This is a genomic window from Lysobacter helvus (assembly GCF_018406645.1).
Taxonomy (GTDB): domain Bacteria; phylum Pseudomonadota; class Gammaproteobacteria; order Xanthomonadales; family Xanthomonadaceae; genus Noviluteimonas; species Noviluteimonas caseinilytica.
The window spans coordinates 161,486-182,217 of sequence record NZ_AP024546.1 but is presented as its reverse complement, the minus strand read 5'-3'; the positions used below and the strand labels follow the sequence as shown (position 1 = coordinate 182,217).

General features: G+C 58.2%; 23 protein-coding genes. 13 read left to right on the top strand and 10 right to left on the bottom strand.

The window, feature by feature from the left end; all coding sequences use genetic code 11:
* The first annotated feature begins 1 nt into the window (after window position 1).
* The 3 genes from LYSHEL_RS00950 (at window position 2) to LYSHEL_RS00940 (ending at window position 1,930) form a co-directional block, all read left to right on the top strand.
* The gene (locus tag LYSHEL_RS00950) at window positions 2–1,012 is read left to right on the top strand and encodes an aromatic ring-hydroxylating oxygenase subunit alpha (RefSeq protein ID WP_213435189.1); all 1,011 of its coding nucleotides are present in this window, start codon (window positions 2–4) and stop codon (window positions 1,010–1,012) included.
* A gap of 64 nt (window positions 1,013–1,076) precedes the next feature.
* A complete protein-coding gene (locus LYSHEL_RS00945; protein WP_213435188.1) occupies window positions 1,077–1,448 on the top strand; it encodes an ArsR/SmtB family transcription factor in 372 nt (123 codons plus the stop codon).
* A complete protein-coding gene (locus tag LYSHEL_RS00940; protein ID WP_213435187.1) occupies window positions 1,445–1,930 on the top strand; it encodes an SRPBCC family protein in 486 nt (161 codons plus the stop codon). Before LYSHEL_RS00945 ends, LYSHEL_RS00940 begins: the two co-directional genes overlap by 4 nt.
* Before the next feature lie 13 nt (window positions 1,931–1,943).
* Here LYSHEL_RS00940 and LYSHEL_RS00935 read toward each other — a convergent pair whose 3' ends face one another.
* Together LYSHEL_RS00935 and LYSHEL_RS00930 are read right to left on the bottom strand one after the other, a co-directional pair.
* Entirely contained in the window at window positions 1,944–2,861 is a 918-nt protein-coding gene (locus LYSHEL_RS00935) for a hypothetical protein (RefSeq protein WP_213435186.1), read from the bottom strand.
* A gap of 72 nt (window positions 2,862–2,933) precedes the next feature.
* A complete protein-coding gene (locus tag LYSHEL_RS00930; RefSeq protein ID WP_213435185.1) occupies window positions 2,934–3,764 on the bottom strand; it encodes an alpha/beta fold hydrolase in 831 nt (276 codons plus the stop codon).
* A gap of 153 nt (window positions 3,765–3,917) precedes the next feature.
* Between LYSHEL_RS00930 and LYSHEL_RS00925 the strand changes: the two genes are divergently transcribed.
* Window positions 3,918–4,466 carry a hypothetical protein gene (locus LYSHEL_RS00925; protein ID WP_213435184.1) on the top strand — a complete coding sequence of 183 codons (549 nt, stop codon included), beginning with the start codon at window positions 3,918–3,920 and terminating at the stop codon, window positions 4,464–4,466.
* Between the two features lie 239 nt (window positions 4,467–4,705).
* Here the strand turns inward: LYSHEL_RS00925 and LYSHEL_RS00920 are convergent, their stop codons facing one another.
* On the bottom strand, window positions 4,706–4,993 hold the full coding sequence (locus LYSHEL_RS00920; RefSeq protein WP_213435183.1) for a hypothetical protein: 288 nt from the start codon (window positions 4,991–4,993) through the stop codon (window positions 4,706–4,708).
* A 549-nt stretch (window positions 4,994–5,542) separates the two neighbouring features.
* Here LYSHEL_RS00920 and LYSHEL_RS00915 point away from each other — a divergent pair.
* From LYSHEL_RS00915 to LYSHEL_RS00900, 4 genes are all read left to right on the top strand, one after another.
* Complete coding sequence (locus LYSHEL_RS00915) at window positions 5,543–6,511, top strand: AlbA family DNA-binding domain-containing protein (RefSeq protein ID WP_213435182.1); 969 nt, start codon at window positions 5,543–5,545, stop codon at window positions 6,509–6,511.
* 110 nt (window positions 6,512–6,621) lie between these two features.
* Window positions 6,622–7,983, top strand: coding sequence for a HEPN domain-containing protein (locus LYSHEL_RS00910; protein WP_213435181.1), 1,362 nt, complete (start codon window positions 6,622–6,624; stop codon window positions 7,981–7,983).
* Window positions 7,984–8,017: 34 nt separating this feature from the next.
* Complete coding sequence (locus LYSHEL_RS00905; protein ID WP_213435180.1) at window positions 8,018–9,319, top strand: HEPN/Toprim-associated domain-containing protein; 1,302 nt, start codon at window positions 8,018–8,020, stop codon at window positions 9,317–9,319.
* 21 nt (window positions 9,320–9,340) lie between these two features.
* The gene (locus tag LYSHEL_RS00900; RefSeq protein WP_213435179.1) at window positions 9,341–9,907 is read left to right on the top strand and encodes an HNH endonuclease; all 567 of its coding nucleotides are present in this window, start codon (window positions 9,341–9,343) and stop codon (window positions 9,905–9,907) included.
* A gap of 86 nt (window positions 9,908–9,993) precedes the next feature.
* Here the strand turns inward: LYSHEL_RS00900 and LYSHEL_RS00895 are convergent, their stop codons facing one another.
* The 4 genes from LYSHEL_RS00895 to LYSHEL_RS00880 all read right to left on the bottom strand — a co-directional run bounded on the left by LYSHEL_RS00895 (window position 9,994) and on the right by LYSHEL_RS00880 (window position 13,066).
* A complete protein-coding gene (locus LYSHEL_RS00895) occupies window positions 9,994–10,458 on the bottom strand; it encodes a HEPN family nuclease (RefSeq protein ID WP_213435178.1) in 465 nt (154 codons plus the stop codon).
* A 153-nt stretch (window positions 10,459–10,611) separates the two neighbouring features.
* Complete coding sequence (locus LYSHEL_RS00890) at window positions 10,612–11,148, bottom strand: hypothetical protein (RefSeq protein ID WP_213435177.1); 537 nt, start codon at window positions 11,146–11,148, stop codon at window positions 10,612–10,614.
* A gap of 478 nt (window positions 11,149–11,626) precedes the next feature.
* Window positions 11,627–12,307 (bottom strand): ATP-grasp domain-containing protein, encoded by a 681-nt coding sequence (locus LYSHEL_RS00885; protein ID WP_213435176.1) that lies wholly within the window; start codon window positions 12,305–12,307, stop codon window positions 11,627–11,629.
* 393 nt (window positions 12,308–12,700) lie between these two features.
* Entirely contained in the window at window positions 12,701–13,066 is a 366-nt protein-coding gene (locus LYSHEL_RS00880) for a hypothetical protein (protein WP_213435175.1), read from the bottom strand.
* A gap of 418 nt (window positions 13,067–13,484) precedes the next feature.
* Between LYSHEL_RS00880 and LYSHEL_RS15945 the strand changes: the two genes are divergently transcribed.
* From LYSHEL_RS15945 to LYSHEL_RS00865, 3 genes are read left to right on the top strand one after another with little or no spacing between them, the layout of a single operon-like run.
* Window positions 13,485–13,751 (top strand): hypothetical protein, encoded by a 267-nt coding sequence (locus tag LYSHEL_RS15945; RefSeq protein ID WP_244858615.1) that lies wholly within the window; start codon window positions 13,485–13,487, stop codon window positions 13,749–13,751.
* Window positions 13,752–13,777: 26 nt separating this feature from the next.
* Entirely contained in the window at window positions 13,778–14,320 is a 543-nt protein-coding gene (locus LYSHEL_RS00870) for a BglII/BstYI family type II restriction endonuclease (protein ID WP_213435173.1), read from the top strand.
* 60 nt (window positions 14,321–14,380) lie between these two features.
* Window positions 14,381–16,147, top strand: coding sequence for a hypothetical protein (locus tag LYSHEL_RS00865; RefSeq protein ID WP_213435172.1), 1,767 nt, complete (start codon window positions 14,381–14,383; stop codon window positions 16,145–16,147).
* A 134-nt stretch (window positions 16,148–16,281) separates the two neighbouring features.
* Here the strand turns inward: LYSHEL_RS00865 and LYSHEL_RS00860 are convergent, their stop codons facing one another.
* Window positions 16,282–16,821, bottom strand: a complete 540-nt coding sequence (locus LYSHEL_RS00860; protein ID WP_213435171.1) for a MarR family winged helix-turn-helix transcriptional regulator — start codon at window positions 16,819–16,821, stop codon at window positions 16,282–16,284.
* A gap of 108 nt (window positions 16,822–16,929) precedes the next feature.
* On the opposite strand from LYSHEL_RS00860, the gene LYSHEL_RS00855 reads away from it, so the two are divergent.
* Window positions 16,930–17,946 (top strand): hypothetical protein, encoded by a 1,017-nt coding sequence (locus LYSHEL_RS00855; RefSeq protein WP_213435170.1) that lies wholly within the window; start codon window positions 16,930–16,932, stop codon window positions 17,944–17,946.
* A 597-nt stretch (window positions 17,947–18,543) separates the two neighbouring features.
* On the opposite strand, the gene LYSHEL_RS00850 is transcribed toward LYSHEL_RS00855, so the two are convergent.
* The gene (locus tag LYSHEL_RS00850) at window positions 18,544–19,011 is read right to left on the bottom strand and encodes a hypothetical protein (protein WP_213435169.1); all 468 of its coding nucleotides are present in this window, start codon (window positions 19,009–19,011) and stop codon (window positions 18,544–18,546) included.
* Window positions 19,012–19,155: 144 nt separating this feature from the next.
* Entirely contained in the window at window positions 19,156–19,602 is a 447-nt protein-coding gene (locus tag LYSHEL_RS00845) for a helix-turn-helix domain-containing protein (RefSeq protein WP_213435168.1), read from the bottom strand.
* Between the two features lie 272 nt (window positions 19,603–19,874).
* On the opposite strand from LYSHEL_RS00845, the gene LYSHEL_RS00840 reads away from it, so the two are divergent.
* Window positions 19,875–20,624 carry a DUF429 domain-containing protein gene (locus LYSHEL_RS00840; RefSeq protein WP_213435167.1) on the top strand — a complete coding sequence of 250 codons (750 nt, stop codon included), beginning with the start codon at window positions 19,875–19,877 and terminating at the stop codon, window positions 20,622–20,624.
* Window positions 20,625–20,732: the final 108 nt, after the last annotated feature.

The following is a 20,732-nucleotide window of genomic DNA, read 5'->3' as shown; positions in this document are numbered from 1 at the left end:
CATGGGCGACTGGCACCCCGCATTGTTCTCGCACTGGTATGCCGTGGCGCGCAGCCGCGATGTGCGCAAGGCGCCGCACGCGATCACCGTGCTCGACCTGCCGATCGTCCTCGCGCGCTCGGACGATGGCCGCGTCTACGCCCTCGAGGATCGCTGCCCGCATCGCCACGCGCCCTTGTCGGCCGGGTGCCGCACCGCGCAGGGCATCGCGTGCCCGTACCACGGCTGGACGTTCGGCGCCGACGGCGCGGTGCAGCGCATCCCCGGCCTGCCGGACGACGTTGCGTTGCCCGCCGTGCGCGCCCGCGCATTCGCCACGCACGAGCACGACGGCATCGTGTGGCTGCGTCCGGGCGACGAAGGCGACGCGATGCCGGGTGCGTTCGTGCAGGCCCTCGATCCCGCGCATCGTCGCTTCCTGTGGCGCACCACGTGGGACGCGCACGTCGTCGATGCGATGGAGAACTTCATGGATCCGATGCACACGCATTCGATCCATGCCGGGCTGGTGCGTGGCGGTGCGCGCGCGCCCGCGACGGCCACCGTGCGCGCGGACGGGGAGGGCTTGTCGGTCGAATACAGCGGGCAGGTGGCGCAGTCGGGGTTGTTGTACCGCCTGTTCGAGTCGCCGCGCACCAGCGAGCACGTGCACTTCGCCCCGCCTGGCAGCGCGCAGATCGCGTACCGCTATCGCGACGGCGCCATCGTGCGCATCACCCTGCACTTCACGCCGCGCAATGCGCGCCAGACCGACGTGGTCGCAACGTTGCACGTCGAGAACCGCTGGGCGCCGGCGTGGGCGGTGCGCTGGTTCGTGTGGCCGTTCCTGCGCCGGGTGGGCGAACAGGACCGGCGCATGCTGGCGATGCAGGCGCGCAACCTCGAACGGTTCCCCGGCCGGCGGGGCGCCTCCACGTCGCTCGACGTGCTGCGTCCGTTCCTCGAAGCGTTCTGGCTGCGCGGGGAACGCCCTGCGTCCGCGCCTGCGCGCAGCGTGCCGATGATGCTCTGACGCGGCGATTGGCCCGCACCGACGGGCTTCGCGCAGGGAACCGTTGTGGTTGACATGCAAGTAAATGCCTGCATATCATCCGCGCCACGCCAGAACAGGAACCGATCCGCTGCCTTCCGATCTCGACAAGGTGTTCAAGGCCCTGGCCGATCCCGGCCGGCGGCGCCTGCTCGATTTGCTGCACCGCGAGAACGGCCAGACCCTCGGCGCGTTGTGCGAGCAGATGGACATGACCCGGCAGGCCGCCACGCAACACCTGAAGGTGCTCGAAGACGCCAACCTCGTCGCCGTGTTCTGGCAGGGGCGCGAAAAGCTGCACTACCTCAACCCCGTTCCGCTGCACGAGATCCACGCGCGCTGGATCGGGAAATTCGAACATGGCCGCCTCGCCGCGCTGCGCGCGCTGAAGCAGAAACTCGAAGGAGAGACCGAATGAACAAGCCCGACTTCGTCTACGTGACCTACATCGCCACCACGCCCGAGAAAGTCTGGAAAGCGCTGGTGGATCCCGACATGGCACGCCAGTACTGGGTGGATCCGGTGCGCGGCTGTGCACGCGTCAATGTCTCGGACGATTGGCAGCCCGGATCGCGCTGGGCGCATCGCCGCGCCGACGACATGGACACCGTCGACATCGCCGGCAACGTCATCGAATCCGATCCGCCGCGCCGGCTCGTGATGAGCTGGGCCCGGCCCGAGGAGATCGACGATGCGGGCAAGCACTCGCGCGTGTCCTTCGACATCGAAGCGCTGTCCGATGCCCTGGTCCGCCTGACCGTCACGCACGACGACCTCGCGCGCGATCCGAAGATGCTGGCCGGCGTGTCCGGTGGCTGGCCGACGGTGTTGTCGAACCTCAAGACGTTGCTCGAGACGGGGCACGCGCTGCCGTCGTCGGCGGCGAAAGCGGCGGCCTGACGCGCGCGTCGCGCTACTTCGCGGGCAACGCCGGTGGTACGCCCATCTCAGGTGGCGGCGTTGCGCGCGTGGGCTGCAGCCACATCCGGCCCGCGGCCAGGTCCAGCGTGACGATCCAGTCCTTGAGGAAGGGCATGCCGAGGTTGCCGTCGATGTTCATGTCGGTGACGAACACCAGCCCCTTCGCCGCGATGCCCGGTGCGATCGGGATGGTGCCGGGCGTCGGCGCCTTCGCCTGCGGATCCAGGCCGAACAATTTGGCGTAGGCACGCGACACGAGCAGCGTGCCACCGTTGCCGCTATCGAGTTCGAAGCGCGCGATGCCTTGCGGCGTCGGCACTTCCAGGTTGACGGCCAGCGCGAGGCCTTGCACTTCGTGCGAGAGGCGCACCGGCAACTCGCGCGCACCGACGATGCGTTGCGCGGCGCTGGCAGGCGATTCGATGTAGAGCTTGCCGCCGGCGAAATCGATCGTGATGGTCTGGCCCGCGAACACATCCAGCGCCAGCAGACCCGCGATCGGCGGGGCATCCTTCGCGATCAGCGGCGCCACCTGCATCACGCCGGCCACCGGCGCCGTGAGCCGATGTCCGTCGACGTCGAACTGCAGGCCGTCGCAGCGCGGCATCGCGAGCTTCGTGCCGGTCATCGTGAAGCCGCCGAGTTCGCCCCAGGGTTTGCAGCCGGCCGCGGCCGCGAATTCCGGCGAGGCGATGGAATGCCCGCCGGCGGTATCGAACGCGAACAGGCCCTTCGTCCCGTTCGCGTCGACGCGCACGGCCACGGAGCGACGGAACGGCTCCAGCGTCAGCGTGGCGACGGGCGCCGCCGTGACGGCCGGCGGCGGCGTGGCCGCCACGGATTGCGTCTGCGCAATCGCAGGCATCAACACACCCAGGCACACCAGCGAACACCACGGCAGCAAGCGCATGCGAACACTCCGAAGGGCATCGACGCGTTGTGATGCGCGGGCAGCCGTGGCGGTTTAATCGCGGCGGGCGGGTCAGCCCTTGATGAAGGCCAGCAGGTCCGGATTGATCACCTCGGCGTGCGTGGTGCACATGCCATGCGGGAAGCCCGGATAGACCTTCAGCGTGCCGTTCTTCACCAGTTTCACGGCGAGCTTGCTCGCATCGTCGATCGGCACCACCTGGTCGTCGTCGCCGTGCATGAACAACGTAGGCACTTCGATGGCCTTGAGGTCGTCGTTGAAGTCGGTTTCGGAGAAGGCCTTGATGCCTTCGTAATGCGCCTTCGCGCTACCCATCATCCCCTGGCGCCACCAGTTGGCGATGACGCCTTCGGACGCCTTCGCGCCGGGCCGGTTGTACCCGTAGAACGGCCCCGACGGGACGTCGCGGAAGAACTGCGCGCGATTGGCGGCGAGCCCGGCGCGCAGGCCATCGAACACTTCGATCGGCAGGCCGCCCGGATTGCTGGCGGACTTGACCATGATCGGCGGCACGGCGCTGATCAGCACCGCCTTCGCCACGCGGCCCTTGCCGTGTCGCGCCACGTAGCGCGCGACTTCGCCACCACCGGTCGAATGCCCGACGTGCACCGCGTTGCGCAGGTCGAGGTGCTCCATCACCGCGGCGGCATCGGCGGCGTAATGGTCGACGTCGTGCCCTTCGCTCACCTGGCTGGAACGCCCGTGGCCGCGCCGGTCGTGCGCGATGACGCGAAACCCTTCCTTGAGGAAGAACAGCAGCTGCGCATCCCAGTCGTCGCTCGACAGCGGCCAGCCGTGGTGGAACGCGATCGGTTGGGCCGTCTTCGGGCCCCAGTCCTTGTAGAAGATTTCGACGCCGTCTTGCGTGGTGACCGTGCTCATCGGTGTTCCTCCGTGGGGGTGGGAGAAAAGCGGCGCCGTTGCGGCGCCACGACCGATGCTACGCCCGCCCTCCGACGCGGGCATGACGGAAGTCGTGTAGCCAGGCGGCGGTACGGCTGCTTATGGTGTCGCCCTCATCCCGGGGGAAATGCCATGCGCCTGTTGCTCACCGTCGTGCTCGCCGTGTCGTCCGTGCCCGCGTTCGCGCAGGCCAAGGTGGAGCGTCCGCCGCATCCCGTCGCCACGCCCGTGCCGGCGGCGAAGGCCGAGGACGTGAAGAGCATCGACGGCATCATCGCGGCGCTGTACGACGTGATCTCCGGCCCGCCGGGCCAGGCGCGCGACTGGAACCGCATGCGGTCGCTCTTCATCCCCGGCGGCCGGATGATGGCGGTGGGCGGCAAGACGCGCGACGTGGTCGGCATCCGCCTGCTCACGGTCAACGACTACGTCGCCAGCTCGGGCCCGATCCTGCTGGAAAAGGGCTTCCACGAACGCGAGCTCAAGCGCACCGTCGAACAGTTCGGCGACATCGCGCACGTGTGGAGCACGTACGAAGGCGTGACCGAAAAGGACAAGCACAGGATGCGTGGCATCAACACGCTGCAGCTGATGTTCGACGGCCAGCGGTGGTGGATCGTGTCGCTGATGTGGGAAGCGGAAGGCGAGGGCGTGGCGTTGCCGGCGAAGTACTTGCCCTGAAAAAAGAAAAGGGCCGCTTGCGCGGCCCTTCGCTTGATTCGTGGTGGAGCGGAGGAGGATCGAACTCCCGACCTTCGCATTGCGAACGCGACGCTTACCCCCTCGGGCCGAGCGGAAAGACCTATCGGATCAAGGGCTACCTGGGGTAGCTAACCCGTTGATTAATGGGATAAGTGCCAGGTAAGCCGGAATTGTCGACGGCCGTTGTGGTGCGGCGCACCAACGTCTTAAGCGCACTTCTAGCCCTTTCCATCGTCATACAGGACTGTGACTGCGTGGTCCTTCTGCCATTGCTCGCTGTCCTTCGGCAACCAGGTGACAAGCACTAAAGCACTCCAAGTCCCTAGTGGTTCAATCGCTGCAATGGTCTCTTTTGAACCCCACAACGCCAAATAAGCGTTGGAATACTTATGGTTCTTGAGCGTCGTCAATGAACACAAAGAGATCTTCTTTCCGTCGCTAAACACGATCTCTCTCTGTTTGATGAACTGCGCCGTCTTCTCCTCGCCCAAAATGTCGACAAGCATCGAGTGCTTCAAGTCGCCTAGCCTGGGAACCACCACTACGCCACTTTTGGCTGTTTCCAACATCTCCAGCAATTTGACAAGACCAACCCTCGCGCCCTCAGGATTGTCACCGAAGGATTTGACGAGAAATCTTTCCCGAGTCACTAGAATTCCTTTTTTAAAAGCGACGACCCGAAATTGGTCGTGACGTCAATGCTGCGGACGTAGCCGCAATGAGTCAAATTGGCGAATCAATGAAGGACCGACCAAGGCCGCCTTTCCAAGTGCCGTCGCCATCCTTGCGTCTGAACGATCCCAAGTGGATGGGGACCTGCCGAGCACGCGAAAAATTCTCTGATGCACCGCATCATTGGTTCCGCTGCTATTGGGCAAGTCCTAGAACAGCCGCCATCTGCGCAATACAAGTGTGATCCGAGGCGACTGCGCGGATAAGCTCCACGAGGCATCCCGATGGTGCACCCGCGCGCCTTGAACCTCGATGGCTCTACTTAGGAGGTAGAAGTGATGTCCCGTGCTCGCGACCTATTCGAACGGATACGAGCTGGAGGGATGGCAGAGATCAACGCCATGCTTGCAGATCGAGTTTCTGAGGAACTGTTTCTGGACTTTAAGAAGTCTGGCGACAATGGCGGCGGGAACGTTCTTCACGCTAGCGATAATAAGAACTTGTCAAAGGCAATCGCGGGGTTCGGAAATAGTGCTGGCGGAGTAGTCGTCTGGGGTGTTGAATGTGCCGCTAGGCCTGATGGTGCTGATCTTGCGGCGACACTACATCCGGTACACAACGCTCAGGCATTTCGTTCCCGACTTGAGTCGGCGATTTCAAGACTCACAGTGCCGCCGCATGACGGGGTCGAAAACATAGCGGTTACAAACGAGGGCGAGGTCGGCGGATTTGTTGTAACCCTTGTGCCGCAATCATCTCGGGCTCCACTTCGAGCTGAGGCGCCCGGTTTAAGGAACTACTATTTGCGAAGTGGGTCGTCTTTCGAGGTGATTCCGCATGACGCCCTTGCAGGCCTTTTTGGACGTCCTCCGAGAGCAAAAGTTGCACTCCAGTTCGTCTCACTTCCGGCTAGGCGTCCCCAGCATCAACAAGATGACAGGCTGGTGCTGGCGTTCTCTCTAGCCATCGCAAACACAGGGGCGGTGCTAGCCGAGAAGCCCTACATGTCAGTGTGGTGGGGCGACACCGGGGAGGCGAAAGTTTCAGTACATCAGAAGCGCGAAGCATTTCCGGTCCGCATGAACTCATTTCCCGGAGCCCAAGCTGTCGCGCTTGACGGAATGTCGTTGGCGCCAGATGCGGTGGACGAGGTCCTCGATTGCCTTATTACGGTCTCGGAAGATCCGGTGGCTGACTTATCGATTCGGATTACAACCGGGGCGCGAAATGCGGAGCCGGAAATCACACGGATTTTGGGGAGATCTGCGGATCTGAGGGCCGCTGTCGATCGAAGCCGTCGGCAACAGCTTGAGACGTCCGAAGTACTGATGCGAGTTGTCGATCAAGTCTGAGCTGCCTCCCCTCCACGATGTGCCCTAGATGGTCCGGTACTTTTCACGGAGTGAAGTACTAAAACCAGCGAAACTCCCTAAAAGTAAAAGGAATGCATATGCCTAGACTGGTGGATCTCCTCGGCATCGCAATCAACGAGACTTTGTCAATGCATGGAAGCTCGTTCGATACATGGGCACAGGAGTTGCCTGACGAGCCTTTCGGGCCGACTATTCCAGCAGGCGATGGGCTCGGCTTTTACAGAACCAGCCGTGTGGGAATGAACGCTATTGTTCAAATAGCAGATGCCTTACAAGCCAATGATCAGAGCACCAATCGGACTGTTAGCCAAGAAACTATTCGCCACGAAGCGGCTAAGGCCCTGGGAGAGCTCTTGAATGAGTTCGCTCAATCGGGCAACGAAAATGCGAATCTAGCAAGATACAAGGAACGTTTGAGCGATCGATTGAATCAACAAAAGCTCAAACTGACGCATTATTTTGCTGTGTGGCTTTTTCTCGGGCAGGAGGCAGCCGATTTCAACGTTGGAACTGTCTGGTTCCGCTCTCCCGCGAACTGGCTCGCAGAAGTTGAGCGCCTTCGTGGCCAGAGTTCGTCATGGATGTGCGAAGTGCTTGAACGCTGGTCAGGGGATTCAAAAGAAGAGAGCCTTTCGCGCACCGCAAATGTCGTCGCGCGCTCCGTTCATTCCGATCAATGGGTAGCGTGCGTTACAACCGATGGGTTTGAACGGGAGGAGTCTCACAGACGTGCCTTGATCGCTGTGCGTGCCGCAGTCGATACACTGCGTCTGGTCGTGCCCCATTCGCACAACAGCCGGCTGTGTTTAGCCGTAGACCATGCGCCTCCCATAAACGCAAACCGTTTAACGCAGCGCGATAACGCCGATTTAGCAATCGGAACCTCATTTAACCCGCCTGGTCTTTCGGGCGCCCCGGGTATGGGTCAGACCGTACTGAAACAAAGTGAGGGCCTCCGAGACGCAGCGGGAAGACGAATCATTATTCCCTTGCTCGCAAACCCGGAAATGGCTCCATGCCGGAAACTGTCAGAAAGATGGGTCAACGCGGTGCACTGGTATGGGCGTGGCTGTTCCGAGGAAGCGGACTTCACCGCCATAGTGAGTTTTGCGATCGCGATGGACATCCTTTCCGGCGGTCTGGAAGATCGGGGAATTCTAGAGCTTGCGGCTCGGCTCCTTCAGATTCCGTATTCCCGCTCAGTAGTTGGGGACGGAACTACTCTTAAGCAGCTCGTAGCCCGCATTTATAAGTACCGATCTGGGATCGCGCATGGTTCAATTTTGGCGCTAGAAGAACGTCTTCGGACCGAAAGAGCGAAGGCTGATGTTCTGGCATCCGCAATATTGGCGTCATATGCGATTGAGCTTGACCGCTATGCAAATTCTAATGGCGTCGATGATCGAGACACCTTTCGGAACACTCTTCTCGCAGTTCCGGACGGACCTTAAGTGAGCCATTGAGCGATGGGCTGAGCATCAACTTATGGGCACATATACAGACTTTTGCGTTGCCGGCTACCCACTTATTAGTAGCAAGAGTGCGGTCGTGCCGGAGGCGATGACTGTGTTCCGTGAAGAGGATAAAAGAGTCTTCGCTCGGGACCTGGGCTCGAGGAACGCGCTCATTTGGGGCGATGCTTACTCAGACGATGCTGGTCAAGTCGAAACCGCCACGGAATACGCATGTGACACAGGCGCAGTGGTGGCACGGCTGGAGATAATGGGATTCACCCTCACCAGGGCGCGTCGTGAGTTCGAGGCGGGTCGTCAGGCAGAATTGGAAATGTACAAGGAGTGGGCCGCAGAAGAGCCTGATGCGACCTGGTTCATCGACAAGGTCGAGGTTCTTAAAGAACTTTCCTTTGATGAGTATCTCGTCGCTCTAAAGATGGTGATTGCGGAAGGACTCCGTCCATCTCCGTTTGATGATTGCGGGAGGACAGGTCTTTCGACCGCTGTGAAGTATGTTTTGGAGGATAACGAAGAATACCTGTTCGGCTTCTTTACGTCAGATGTGCGCTGCCTTATTCGCGTTGCATGCGAGGTGGCACAAAAGCCAAGTGAAGTGGCCCAAGACATTACGGACCTGATTGATGGCGGCTACTACGACTCGAATGACTCCGTCTGCAAGCAGTCGATCGATTCGTTGACTATTGGTCACCTAGAGAATGCCAATCGAATCGTTCTCACAGAAGGCGTAACAGACACGGTAGTGCTCAAGGCATCTCTGGAGTTGCTTTACCCGCACTTGGCTGGATACTACTCGTTTCTGGACTTCGGTGGAACGCGAATCCCCGGAGGGGCAGGTCAGCTTGCGTCCTTGGTCAAAGGTTTCGCAGGGGCTGGTATTGGCAACCGTATCATTGCAATTTTTGATAACGACTCAGCAGCTCGGGACGCGATCAGATCGTTGGCGCAATTACGATTGCCTTCTAATATCGCTGTTCTCAGATATCCCGATATCGATCTACTGCGTAGCTATCCGACTCTCGGACCGAGCGGAAACACTAACCTTGATGTCAATGGGCTCGCAGCGAGCATTGAGTTGTATCTGGGAGTTGATGTGTTAGCCCGAGACGACGGGTCGCTCGCACCAGTGCAATGGAAGGGGTACGTAGAAGCTGTCGCTGGATATCAAGGCGAGGTATTGGGGAAGAATGAACTTCATGCAGCATTTGTGCGCAAGGTCGCCGCCGCGCGGCAAGATTCGAGCGCCGTTGTTCAGCAGGACTGGTCGGGTATCGACACGATACTGCGCGCGATATTTTCTGCATTTCGTGATTAAGCCAGAATCGAGACCATCTCCGTGACCGTTTACAACACTCCGTCAGACGCAGCCAACACTGCTGTTCGCTCGTTCCTAACCTCCGTGGGCCAGCACTACCTCGGCAAAGCCTTCAATACCGGATCGGGTAGCGGCAAGGCCACATGGCTTCGAATATGTGATGACTTCGGTGGCATGTGCGCCTACTGCGGGACACTTGCCCCGATGCAGATCGAACATCTGGTTATGTTCAATCGCACCGAATATGGGCTCCATCATCCAGGCAACGTGGTGCCGGTCTGCAGGCCGTGTAACAAGCGCGCGAGAGATGTGAACAATCAGTACGTTCCCTGGGAAGCGCACCTCGCTCACGTGTGCGGAGGGGAGGGCTCCGAGGAGTACATGTCCCGCTACTCGAAGATCTTGGGTCATGTCGCCAAATATAACTATCCAGCGCTAACCAATCATGAGCGTCACGCGATTCGAGTAATCGCCGAAGCGTTGTACGAGAACATCAAAACCGAAGCCGAGAAGGCGCTTTCGATGTATCGGAAGCTCGATGCGGCGTTCGTGCAATCGCCCAAGACGCCCGAAGTAGCGAAGTCCTAGGGCCAGCACCGCTCGCGCCGTGCCACTGGACCGAACTGGACGACAGGCCGGAGGAACTCCATAGAGGGTACACGACGCACTTAGCGTCAACCCAAGGTCTGCTCTACGAGATCAATGAATCTCAGGCAGAAGTCCTTTAGGTCTACGGCGGATATTGTCGCGCGCCAATATGGAGCGTCTTGACCGGGCCGGTAATCTTCGACAGAAATCACCACGTCCGAGATATCCGTGCTGTCCGAGTTGAACGAGAAACGTCCATGTGCGATCGCATTCCTGAGATGGCGAAAAAGTTGCGCTAACGTTTCACAGATCTGTAGCTCAAAGGTCCATTGGGGCCAGCCACCTGCTTGCAGGGAAGCGAGACTCATGACCCCAAGCTGCTTAACCAAGTTCCGTTCGTGCGGAACAACCACCAGGCCAAGCAACGAGACAACCAACTGTGTAGTCGGATGAACCGCATCACCTGCCTCATATGCCGCGTCAATGCACTCTAAATTTCTACGGGTGCGAGCAGCGAAGCCGAGGGCCTCATTGCGGGATGCGTATTGCATTTTCTTGCTCGCTTGTGCTGAGTTGGAATGGAAGTCCTAGAGTCTCAACCATCCGTATCTTCCTACTCGCCCGACGGGTCGGCTGGCCGAGTGAAGCCCGTACGCGGCGCATGTCCGCTTTTTTCCTGAGCAGACACGCCCCTCAAAGCCGGACTACTCGATCTGAATGAAGTTGGTTGCGCGGACGAGCACTTCAAGTTCGGTTAGCGTCGACGACTGCGGAATCTTGCAAGTGATCCCGAACACGGACGCGGTGAATCGGCCTGTGCCCGTTTCGATCTGCACGGACCCTGTTCGCGACTCGGTATTCGTGGTTGCTTGGCCCCAGAAGTAAACGAAATCGATGCCGGGAGCGCCTATGTTGACAGCGGCCTTGCAGGGCATGGTTACGCGCGACAGCGAGGTCGCGAAAGACATCCTTGTGCGCACGACACGAATGTCGTCATTGGGCAGGACTACGAGGTTGGGCATCGGCACAGAGCACGTCACCCACACAGTTCGGGTAGCACTCGTGTTTCGGAGGCCTTCGATCGACCTGAGTAGCAACGCTTCATCGGTTGGCGTGTTCGCCACGCAAGCTGTCGCAGGTAGCGCCCACAATCGAGTGTCGGGGCCATCCAGTGTGTCTTGTGCCTGGGTCACCCCTGCGACCAAGCCGAGTGCGAAGAACGGAGCCACGATCTTGTTCATGATGCATCCTCCGGGGCGCCGGCAAACGCTGCCACGGGGCGGATTCTTGCGCGGAGAGTCGCCATCAACAGTGAAATCCAGCGCCGTCTATCGGGGGCTCGTCTATTCACCCGCCCAAGCGGCCGTCTCGCCTAGCGATAGTAACTATGCCAGCGAAAGTATCCGCCCCCTGCATCGTGGCAGCCCAGCAAACCCGAGAGTTCGAAGTCCTAGATCCATCGCCACCAGCGCAATCCCACTGATCCGAATTGGACGACTGGCCGGAGGAACTCCATAGAGGGGAGGCCGCGCTGACCGCCCATGACTTTGCAGATCCACGACGCTCTGCACTCGGGGCGAGCGGAAAGACCTATCGGATCAAGGGCTACGGGCTGAGCTAACCCGTTGATAAATGGGCATAAGTGCCTCTTAAGCCGGAATCCACCACACAAGCCTGCTGGTGCAGCGCACAACGCGGGCTGCGAGAAACCGTCAAGTCCTACGTCAAGTGCGTGACGGGCGATCCGACTCCGTGGATCGGCATGTCGTAGCTGGAATCGATAGAACCTTCGGAGTCAGCCAGCTCAATCAAGAGCTCACCATTTGTGGGCATCGGAGAATCCAACGCTCGCGCCATAAGTCCCGCGACTTCGGTGCCAGCTAATAGGTCGAGATAGAGGAACTGCCCCGCAGGATTGACTTCAAAAAACACAACCTCTCCATCGGAGGTCTTCCGAAGATCAATCGCGGCGTAGTTCAACTGCGCAAGTTTGCAGAAGGTGATGATCTGGCTCTCAACGACCGCCGGAAGCTCAACGACCTGGCAGGGCGTTTTGGTGTCAATGCGAACATCCGTTGGGTATCGGCTTTTCGTCAAATCAAATCCAACCGCCACGACGCTCTCTTCCACTACAGTCACGCGGATATCCAGCGGGCCCTGAACATTCTCTTGAAAGATGGCCGGACAGACCCTCAAGCGATCGAGTGAGCTGCGCACCACAGCGTCGACTTCGCGAGTTGGTTGCCAAAACGCCTCGCTTCCCCAGAAACTCTTGTAAATCGCAGACGGGTGTTTTGCGAGAAACTGCGCTGCTTCCAGAGGATCACTGGTGACACATGTATCCGGAACGCGCATTCCGCACCTGCTCGCCAAACACAGTTGATGGATCTTGCGATCCATCGTCCGGTGGACATCTGGGTGGTTAAAGAATCTGCAGTTTTCGGGGAGGCTGGCTAACAAGCCCTCCAGAAACTGCGTCTGCTCGACTTCGATGAAGTTTCGATAAGTTTGATCGCAATTGGGGGGCGCAGACACATGAGTCGGCCTCCGCCACCAAACAGTTCGAACATGCGCAAGACTTACTGCTTCGCCAGAAGGCAATCGAAAGCTGGGGAATCTGTGCGTTCCTGGATGGACAGTGCCAACGGTCCCATTGCCGAGATCGCGAAGGTCGATCAATAAAGGGACACAATCCGAAGACAGTCGACTGACCACCGGAAGGATATGTTCATCCTTCCGGTGGGAGAAAAGAAGTGTGGTCGGCGAGATCACAGAGCACGCGCGAATCGCAGACTAAGTGTCATCGAGACTCTTTCGAATAGTTCCGCCGTCATCCACCCATTTGAGAATGGAGCCGGCGCCTTGAATTGTGTCGTCCTTGCTCTTCGATAGGGTGCCGCCATCATCGATCCACTTAAGTATCGAGCCAGAAGCCGAAAGACCACGGCCATCTAGATCGCCGGCGGTCACTGTGATCGTTATCTCCGCGTCCTCGTTCAAAAATAGTCGAGTCAGCGCATCCTTGTTTGTATCCATGGGAGCCGACTTGACCACCGAGGACTTTTCAATCGAAAGCGAGGTTCCATCGAGCATAAGGACCGAGATGGAACCTGATTTGCCATCCTCCACATACCCCTCGAGAACCACGAGCCGGCCCATGGAAGTCTCCTCAAGATGCTGGTGACTGAGGCAACGGGAGGGTCGAGATCGAGCGGACAGCGTACTGCGGAGAATCTTGGTATCGCGTTGAACAAGGGTGGCTATTCAACGAGCCGAAGGGGAAGTGCAAGCTCTGCTAAAGCGCTAGCGACCAAGTTCTCGCGTTCCGTGCAGAACGGCTAAGCTCCGGTGCGTAAGGGGGGCGGCCATGGGTAACGGCAAGACCGCGAAGTATTCAAGGATTCCAAGTGAGTCGGAGCTGGAAGGGTTCACTGGCATGCACTGCGCCCGAATCTACAAGAGTGCAGTTGCGGCTGGATGGTGTTGCCCTTCATGCGGAAGGTCGGCACGGGAGCTTGTGCGCTGGACGGAGATCAGAGGCCGAGGCTGGCGAGAGCGCTTCGGAGACGAGCACGGCATGGGATTCTCGATCTCGATGACGCACCACCACTGTCATGGTGTCGGCAGGTTCCCAAGAACGCTAATTTGCGGCGACTGCAACTCGGCTGATGGTGCAGTCAAAAGGAAGCTGCGCTTGCCTCAGGCCTGGTCATTCTCGCCTGCCGAAATTGGGCGCTTTGTGTCCGTGGTTCCGCACAGCGGCGCGACTGTCATCGACTACGAGAAAGCGAAAAGAATTTTCGAGGAAGCTCATCGTCCGGCCGGATTGTTCTGGCAAGACTAAAACCCGATCACTTCGCAGAGATTACGATGAACTTTCAGAAGCATAGTCATCGCTACGGCGAGATCATTCTTAACTCCTCGCTCAAGGTGAAGCACGAGATTGAGAGCGTGGTCGAGTCCATAAGCGTGGACATGATCGAGCAGGAGCATCAGAACTCCCTTGGAGTTGCCAAAGAGCGCGGAAAAAAGGGTTCTGTCGGCAAGCAGGCGGCGCTCAACAATATTTTTCGAGGCAAGTTCGCCGAGAGGGGCTGGGTGGCCGAAAAGCGGATCTTTGAAGGCGAAGATCAAGACCTCAAGATGGACTTCTGGAAGCCAGATTTCGGAATAGACGTCGCCTTTAATCATCGCTCGTTCATCGGGGGCGACCTCCTTCGACTTCAAGCTGCGTCAGAAGTGCGGAACCTAATTGACGTAGGCATTTACATCTGTTCGACCAAGAAGTTCCTTAAGTACATTTCGCCCAAGGACTGCAACTCCCTAGTGAGCTTTGAGCGAACGAAATGGTACTTGGAGAACTTCGGTCCAGTAATTACTACGCCGGTCTATCTCATTGGACTTGACCCATAGAGTTTCTCGATCGCAGAAGGTCTTGAGTATTCGGCGTTAAGCATAGGGGGCGAGGGAGCGATGTACGACGATCTAGCGTTAACGCTAAATGCGCAGTTTTATCGCGCGAATGAAAATGCTAGCGACGCGGACTTTGAGGCGATACTGGATGCCGCGGTGGAGAACGCCTTTCCCGGTAGCATCATGGTTGATGACCTCCGCATAGCTGTTGGGAGAGGTCGTAACCGGTATCGATATTCACTTCGAGTTTTCAAGGCGAGGAGACCAGTCTATTTTTTGCCACGTCTACAGCTGGAGGACCAGATTCACGCCTTTATCCTCGTGCTGGAAATTGAACACTGCATAGTCGTTTTACGAAAGAGCTGCGCAAACATCAGCGATCAACTAGAGAGCGTAGGCCACCTGATTCCACCTAACGAGCTGTGGTCGACGTTTGACGACAGCCTAGTGGAGTTTCAGAAGTTGAGCGTTCGGAACATGACAGTTTCCGATAAGACGCTTAGGGCCAGGACGCTGGAAGCGGCCGATCTCAAGGGGCTTGTTTCTACTCATGCGGCTGGTAGGTCAATTCCCTATTTCCTCAGGGTGCGGGAGGGTAGGAAGCTGACTTCATTAAGCCTCTCAACTTCGCGCGTGTTCGACGCGTCAGATCGCGTGCCGAGCGCTGCCGTCGTCGAATGGGCAAGGCAAAAGATCAGGCAGATTGGTAGTTCGGCTAATCGCGACAAGAGCTTTCTCTCCAGCTTCGCCGCAACCGTAGATTTGAGCGCGGTTCTAGCTCGCTCGAACCCTTCTGCGCTGTTGATCGAGAGTGGAAGACTTGCGGAGTTGCTGATGGAGCGATCAGCGCGTCTTTTTACCGTAGAGGACGGTGTAAAGCGCTGGTTGTCCACTGACCTGCAAGAACGCGTGCTAGAGGCGCTGGAGCGCGTCTTTGAGATTGGGTCCAAAGCTGAAAACGGTCGCGATTTCGAAGTGGTCGGAGCGAAGGCGGAGCTTAGAGTGAACAAGGCATCTCTTAGCATCCGGTCAAAGTCGCTCCAGCGTATTCACGTCGACATTGGCGGAGACGTTTCGACGCTACAGTCGCTCATCGTCAAGGGCAATCTGTTTTGCGTTTGCTTTGATGACCCGAAGTACATGTATTTCATGGGGCAATGCTTCGAAGACTCGTCCGGAGTCTCGCAGATCGAAAGTTTGCTCGAAATGCTACACCCCCATGCAGAGCTTTCCAGGGCGACAAGCGAGAAGGGGGAGCCCTTCTCGCGATCGCAAACGCGGTTCAAGCCGACCAGCGTTTTCGACGTTGTGGAGAGAATGCACGCCGCTGAGGATTTCGTGTTCTGTGACGACAAAGGGATTGAGTGGGCGGATCACATCGTTCTAAACCGCAATGAAGGCGTCATTACGTTCATTCATTCAAAGCACGGGAAGCAGAGTACGTCTGCCTCAAAGTTGCACGATGTGGTGGGTCAGGGAATAAAGAACCTAGGGAATATGTTCTTCGATGTCGACCAATTCATGAGCAAGTATGCGAGCAAGCTGCGCCTCGACTACGATTCTACGCAAATCAATCGAAAGAGGAGAGGCAGAGAAGCTGAGCTACGGCCAACACTGAAAGCGTTGCTCGCAAACTATGGTACGCAGCGTAGGTGTGTGCTCGCTTGCGACTTCATTAGTAAAGCAGACGTTTCCGCTCAATTCGCTCGCGTAAAGGCGAGGCAGCCCGTAAAAGGGCACATCATCCAGTTGCTTTGGATCCTGTCCTCCTTTTCCCATGCCGCCAAGGAGGTCTCCGTTGAGCCGCGCATCTACTGCGAGCCGTGAGTCGCGATAGACCGGTCTGGATTCTATTGATTGATGCGGAAGTCCTAGATCCTATGCCGTCTGCGCAATCCCACTGATCCGAAGTGGACGACTGGCCGGGGTCACTCCATAGAGGCGATCCGGCCATTATGGAGCTAGAGCTTAGCCCGGACTTTTCGCACGATTGCCCGCGTGGAGTGCTTCTTTAGCGATTTCAAGTAGCGCTCCTGGCGCTCGTCTGACCGAGCCTTGTCATTTGCCGCATTGCCCAATCGGGCAGCCACGAAGAACTGACGCCGATACTTGGTGGGCAGCGTCGCATAAGCAGCTTCCAGTACATCGTGTCGAATCACCAGCCCACGCCGTAACGCTTGGTGTCCGGCTCTCGTCAGGGTCAGTGCGTGGGTCTTTAAGAACTCGCTACGTTCAACGCCAACTAGATCATTCGACTCTAAACCCCGGATTGTTGTAACTAGGCTGCTGGGCGTTACTCCGATGGCTCTCGCGACTTGTGCTTGATTGCATTCATTACGCGAGTCTGCGCGTTTCGCCATCTCAGCCAGCACCTGCAATCCTGTAATCGTCAAGCGAGGCGTCGATTTCTTGAGGGCCCCGTCAAGCTGCCCAGATAGCCGATTGCAGAACAGGAACAGATCGTCGAAGGCGGGGTACGGGATGTCCTGATTGATAGCCATGAATGTCACGTGGTGGTTTGTTGGATATCAAACATTGCACCATATTTCACTGCGCGAAGCTGCTCCCACCCGAAGCCATCTCGCTTCGGCAATACACGGGAGACTGAAATGGCTAAGCAGGATGATGTCACGCGCAGGTTGCAGGCCGCTCGCCAAGCGGGTGCGCTCGCTCTAGCCCGCAAAATTGTCAGCCGACGCGAACGAGTGATTGCAGAACTCAAGTTGATCCGCACTTGGATCGAGCGCGTAGACCTCGAGCTCGAGCCGGTGGTGCAGGAAACGGCATGGGTGCAATACCGTTACATGTCGCCGCTGGATCGCACGGAACTTTTCACCCAAGCGTATCGCGCCGTCTACGTCGAGATGATTGCAACCCACTTCCCAGATGACGATCCGTCCAAAAAGAATCCGATCGAGGCGGAGTTCGCACGGAACAGCTTCGCCGACATGAAGTGTTTGTGGAATGCGCGGCAGATGGCAGACATGTTGGGCGTCCCGTACGACCTCTATCTTCGCAAAGTCATGGAGGGCTTGTTGGTCAACGGCAAGTGGAAACGGCCACCCCGTCCGAATCAACTGATCGATGACCAAACAGGGCCCCGGCTGCGCGGAGCGCTTGACCGCGACGAACTAATGGAACGCCTATACGGTGCTGACTGGGATCCCCGCTTCAAAGCAACCGTGTACACCGGCGATCCCGTTCAGGAAACCGCATTGCAAATGGTTGTGCCGATCATCAGGGATGCAGACCAGCCCGCAAGCGTGCTAGCGGAATACCTGTGCGAGCGGCAGGTGATTGCCTGGGAACGTGCTGAGGAATTGTTCGGCGAGCAGTTGGTTGCCGAAGCCATGGAGTTGAGCAGCAGGCCGGCCCTTAGCGGGCTCGCCGAAGGACGGCCGGTAACACCAGCTTGTGCGGGGTTGCCTGCAGTAAGCGACAGCTCGCCATGTACAACGTGCCGAGTGGTTGATCCGTGTTTGCTGTTGGCGAAACGCGTCCGGGAAGACTTGATTGCATCAACAGGATCGGACGATCCACGCGCTGCCGGCAAGCGTCATAAGGCGAATATGCGTAAGCGAAAGCAGCGTGAGAACCAGAGGGCTAACGACCAGACACGGTCTTAGCCGTGCCACGCATCTGATCCGTCGTCGGTTGGGCGCCTTGTCTTGGCGCCCGACCTAATTTATTTGTGCGTGACATTTACGATTCTGTGACAGCAAGGATGTCACGCGTCCCATAAAAGCTATTACTACCTTGGTCTTTAAGAAGACTTAAAGTAACTAGAAAACCGTCACGCTACTGGGGGCTGAAAGCGCACATGGACCTTCGGTACGGTCGGGCTTCGCCCTCCCTGCCTTCGGTCCATGTGTGGCGCCTTCGGCGCCGGGGATTTAGTTCCGAAGGTTCTAGATGATCTCGGGATGCCGTAAATTCTGAGACATCACGGAATTGCTTCCAGCCCGGCACACCCATGCCGGGCCTTCGGCCCCCATGGGCGCATCCGGAAAGCGCCGTGGTTCCGCTCGGTATAAGGCGATTACGCTGCAAGGCTTCATACGTGGCGCGCCTGCGTTTGGGGGGGGGGCGGAAATCATTATCCAAACCGCGCGCCAAACCGCGCCAGACGCGCTACAGCGTGCGTGTGGGAGTCGATAGCTACGTGGGTACCACTTGAAGCTCACGCAGCACCTGATGTCAGTTATCGCGTTCTACGTATGAAGTTACACCATTCGCTCGGCTAGGCCATCGAGCCAGCTAGCCTCATTGACATTGGCAACAGCTTCGATCGATCCGTCTGCCCAGTCCAACGCGACCTTGGCTTCGAGTTCCGGCGTCGTTGGAAAGAACGGTCCGTCCGGCTTCGTCAGGAACCAGTCGCCTTGCAGCGCTTCACAGTGCACGCAAGTATTCGACCAATACGAGATCCCCGCAGTGCGTGAGGGCGTGTTGCGAACCCAAGGGGCAGCATTGCGCCATATGGCCAGAGCCTCCGCGTTGACGTCTTGGACGTACAGCAGTAGCCCAGCACCCTCGATGGGATACCAGTAATCGTCCTCGTCGTCCGGTTCGTTGCGCCATTGTCCACCGCGAACGAGCAACGCTTTGACCGGTGTCCATTCGCCACATGCATGACACTTGGTTGAGCTGCTGACAACGCCGAATCGATCGGATTTGACTGTGGGTGTCATGTGCTCAGTAAGTCGATGATCGGACAGCGCTAGGGCTTCACCAAACAATCCAGGAACCAATCCTAGCGCGCGATAGCTACGTGGGTAGCTCCAGGGCGCAGGAGCGCGCTAGGTCGCGATTGGTTGGTTCGTGCAGGACGAGGATCACCCGCGTTTCTTAGGCGATGCCTGCTGCTCCAGGCGGGCGATTGCATCGCGCTTGCCTAGTCCACGCAGCACTGCAAGCGCCGCAACCTGTGACTGTCGGGGGATCGTCTTGCCGGTCTCCCATCCATAAACCGATTGCCCCGACACTCCAGCGAGGCGCCCGTAATCATTTGCGGACAACCCCAGCTTGGCACGGTGTGATTTCAAGCCCTTAGCGGAAAAGCGGACTCTGCCTGACTCAGTCGATTCCAACGGAGCTGCTCGCTTTGTGCCCCAGACCGCAGTCGCCAACTGACGTTGGAGGTCAGTGACCTGGCGTTTTAGGGCTGCGATGTCCCGCCTGTATGAAGCGCCGGACTTACGCAACGCGTCGGTTTGGGCTTTGACTTCCTTGCGGGCAAGGCGGGTAATTTCGGACTTGAGCAGGGTGCCGATGTTGGCCATGTATGGAGCTCATTGGGGGATGCTCGATGCTACATGGGATAAGAAAAATTCCTAGACTCAAGGCGTCCTTGGGCTGTTAGACCGTCGAAACCTAATGAAAAGCGCAAGTCCGGATGCGCTTTTGGCGCAACTTGCCGAGGTAGCGGTGCTCTAGATAAAACGTTGAGGGGTGGCTCTCGCATACAAAACCTCACAGTTATATGGAGTGTGAGCCATGCATTGTGCATAAATCGGCGCGAGACGTTGCCCCGCTCTGACGTTAGGAGGGTGTGGTGGTTCAAACCACGATCATTGGAATCGACTGCGCAACCGAGGACTCGAAAGTCGGGTTGGCTTTGGCGGTTGTGAGTGAGGATGGGTGTCAGCTTGTGCAGGCGTCCGCATGTCCCAGTGAGCAGAAAGTTGCTGAGCTAGTAAGTACCTGGATTCGCGAGGCCGACCGTGTGCTGATTGCACTTGACGCTCCGTTGGGCTGGCCGCGATCCCTCGGGGAGGCGTTGCCGGCACATCGTGCGGGACAGGTGCTGCGGCAAGATGCGAATAAACTCTTTAGGCGAACGACTGACGAATTCATTCGCAAACACTTAGGGAAGCAGTCACTAGATGTCGGTGCTGACCGGATTGCCAGAACGGCACACTCGGCATTGCGGCTACTTGATGAACTTCGCAAGCGGACAGGTTATGCGGTTCCTCTTGCCTGGGAGCCGTTCTACTCGGAACGCGCAGCGGCAATCGAGGTCTATCCGGCAGCGACCCTCATCGCCCATGGGATTCAGTCATCCCGATACAAGAAGCGGGATGCCACAGTAGATCGCGCGGCCATCTTAGAGAGACTAAACAAAGTACTCGGCTTGCCGGACGATCTGTCTTCGATGGTGAACAATGCAGACGCATTGGATGCCGCGATCTGTACCCTTGCTGGGTTCGATTTCTTAAAAGGGCTTGGGAGCCAACCAGAGGAAACAGAAACGGCAGTGCGTGAAGGCTGGATCTGGGTGCGCGAGCGGGCAGACCAGCGGTAGCCGATGGCCGCGCTGTTGTCCGACATCTTCTGGCCTGGCAACCTGAGCGCTGGCTTTGCGCTTGGGGGAGAGCCATGGCTAGCGGATGGAGTGATGACGAACTTGCTG

Bases quoted from the DNA above. Each gene is read 5' to 3' on its own strand.
- LYSHEL_RS00950 (WP_213435189.1), top strand. From the start codon at position 2: ATGGGCGACTGGCACCCCGCATTGTTCTCGCACTGGTATGCCGTGGCG.
- LYSHEL_RS00945 (WP_213435188.1), top strand. From the start codon at position 1,077: ATGCCTGCATATCATCCGCGCCACGCCAGAACAGGAACCGATCCGCTG.
- LYSHEL_RS00940 (WP_213435187.1), top strand. From the start codon at position 1,445: ATGAACAAGCCCGACTTCGTCTACGTGACCTACATCGCCACCACGCCC.
- LYSHEL_RS00935 (WP_213435186.1), bottom strand. From the start codon at position 2,861: ATGCGCTTGCTGCCGTGGTGTTCGCTGGTGTGCCTGGGTGTGTTGATG.
- LYSHEL_RS00930 (WP_213435185.1), bottom strand. From the start codon at position 3,764: ATGAGCACGGTCACCACGCAAGACGGCGTCGAAATCTTCTACAAGGAC.
- LYSHEL_RS00925 (WP_213435184.1), top strand. From the start codon at position 3,918: ATGCGCCTGTTGCTCACCGTCGTGCTCGCCGTGTCGTCCGTGCCCGCG.
- LYSHEL_RS00920 (WP_213435183.1), bottom strand. From the start codon at position 4,993: ATGCTTGTCGACATTTTGGGCGAGGAGAAGACGGCGCAGTTCATCAAA.
- LYSHEL_RS00915 (WP_213435182.1), top strand. From the start codon at position 5,543: ATGGCAGAGATCAACGCCATGCTTGCAGATCGAGTTTCTGAGGAACTG.
- LYSHEL_RS00905 (WP_213435180.1), top strand. From the start codon at position 8,018: ATGGGCACATATACAGACTTTTGCGTTGCCGGCTACCCACTTATTAGT.
- LYSHEL_RS00895 (WP_213435178.1), bottom strand. From the start codon at position 10,458: ATGCAATACGCATCCCGCAATGAGGCCCTCGGCTTCGCTGCTCGCACC.
- LYSHEL_RS00890 (WP_213435177.1), bottom strand. From the start codon at position 11,148: ATGAACAAGATCGTGGCTCCGTTCTTCGCACTCGGCTTGGTCGCAGGG.
- LYSHEL_RS00885 (WP_213435176.1), bottom strand. From the start codon at position 12,307: ATGGATCGCAAGATCCATCAACTGTGTTTGGCGAGCAGGTGCGGAATG.
- LYSHEL_RS00880 (WP_213435175.1), bottom strand. From the start codon at position 13,066: ATGGGCCGGCTCGTGGTTCTCGAGGGGTATGTGGAGGATGGCAAATCA.
- LYSHEL_RS15945 (WP_244858615.1), top strand. From the start codon at position 13,485: ATGGGATTCTCGATCTCGATGACGCACCACCACTGTCATGGTGTCGGC.
- LYSHEL_RS00870 (WP_213435173.1), top strand. From the start codon at position 13,778: ATGAACTTTCAGAAGCATAGTCATCGCTACGGCGAGATCATTCTTAAC.
- LYSHEL_RS00865 (WP_213435172.1), top strand. From the start codon at position 14,381: ATGTACGACGATCTAGCGTTAACGCTAAATGCGCAGTTTTATCGCGCG.
- LYSHEL_RS00860 (WP_213435171.1), bottom strand. From the start codon at position 16,821: ATGGCTATCAATCAGGACATCCCGTACCCCGCCTTCGACGATCTGTTC.
- LYSHEL_RS00855 (WP_213435170.1), top strand. From the start codon at position 16,930: ATGGCTAAGCAGGATGATGTCACGCGCAGGTTGCAGGCCGCTCGCCAA.
- LYSHEL_RS00850 (WP_213435169.1), bottom strand. From the start codon at position 19,011: ATGACACCCACAGTCAAATCCGATCGATTCGGCGTTGTCAGCAGCTCA.
- LYSHEL_RS00845 (WP_213435168.1), bottom strand. From the start codon at position 19,602: ATGGCCAACATCGGCACCCTGCTCAAGTCCGAAATTACCCGCCTTGCC.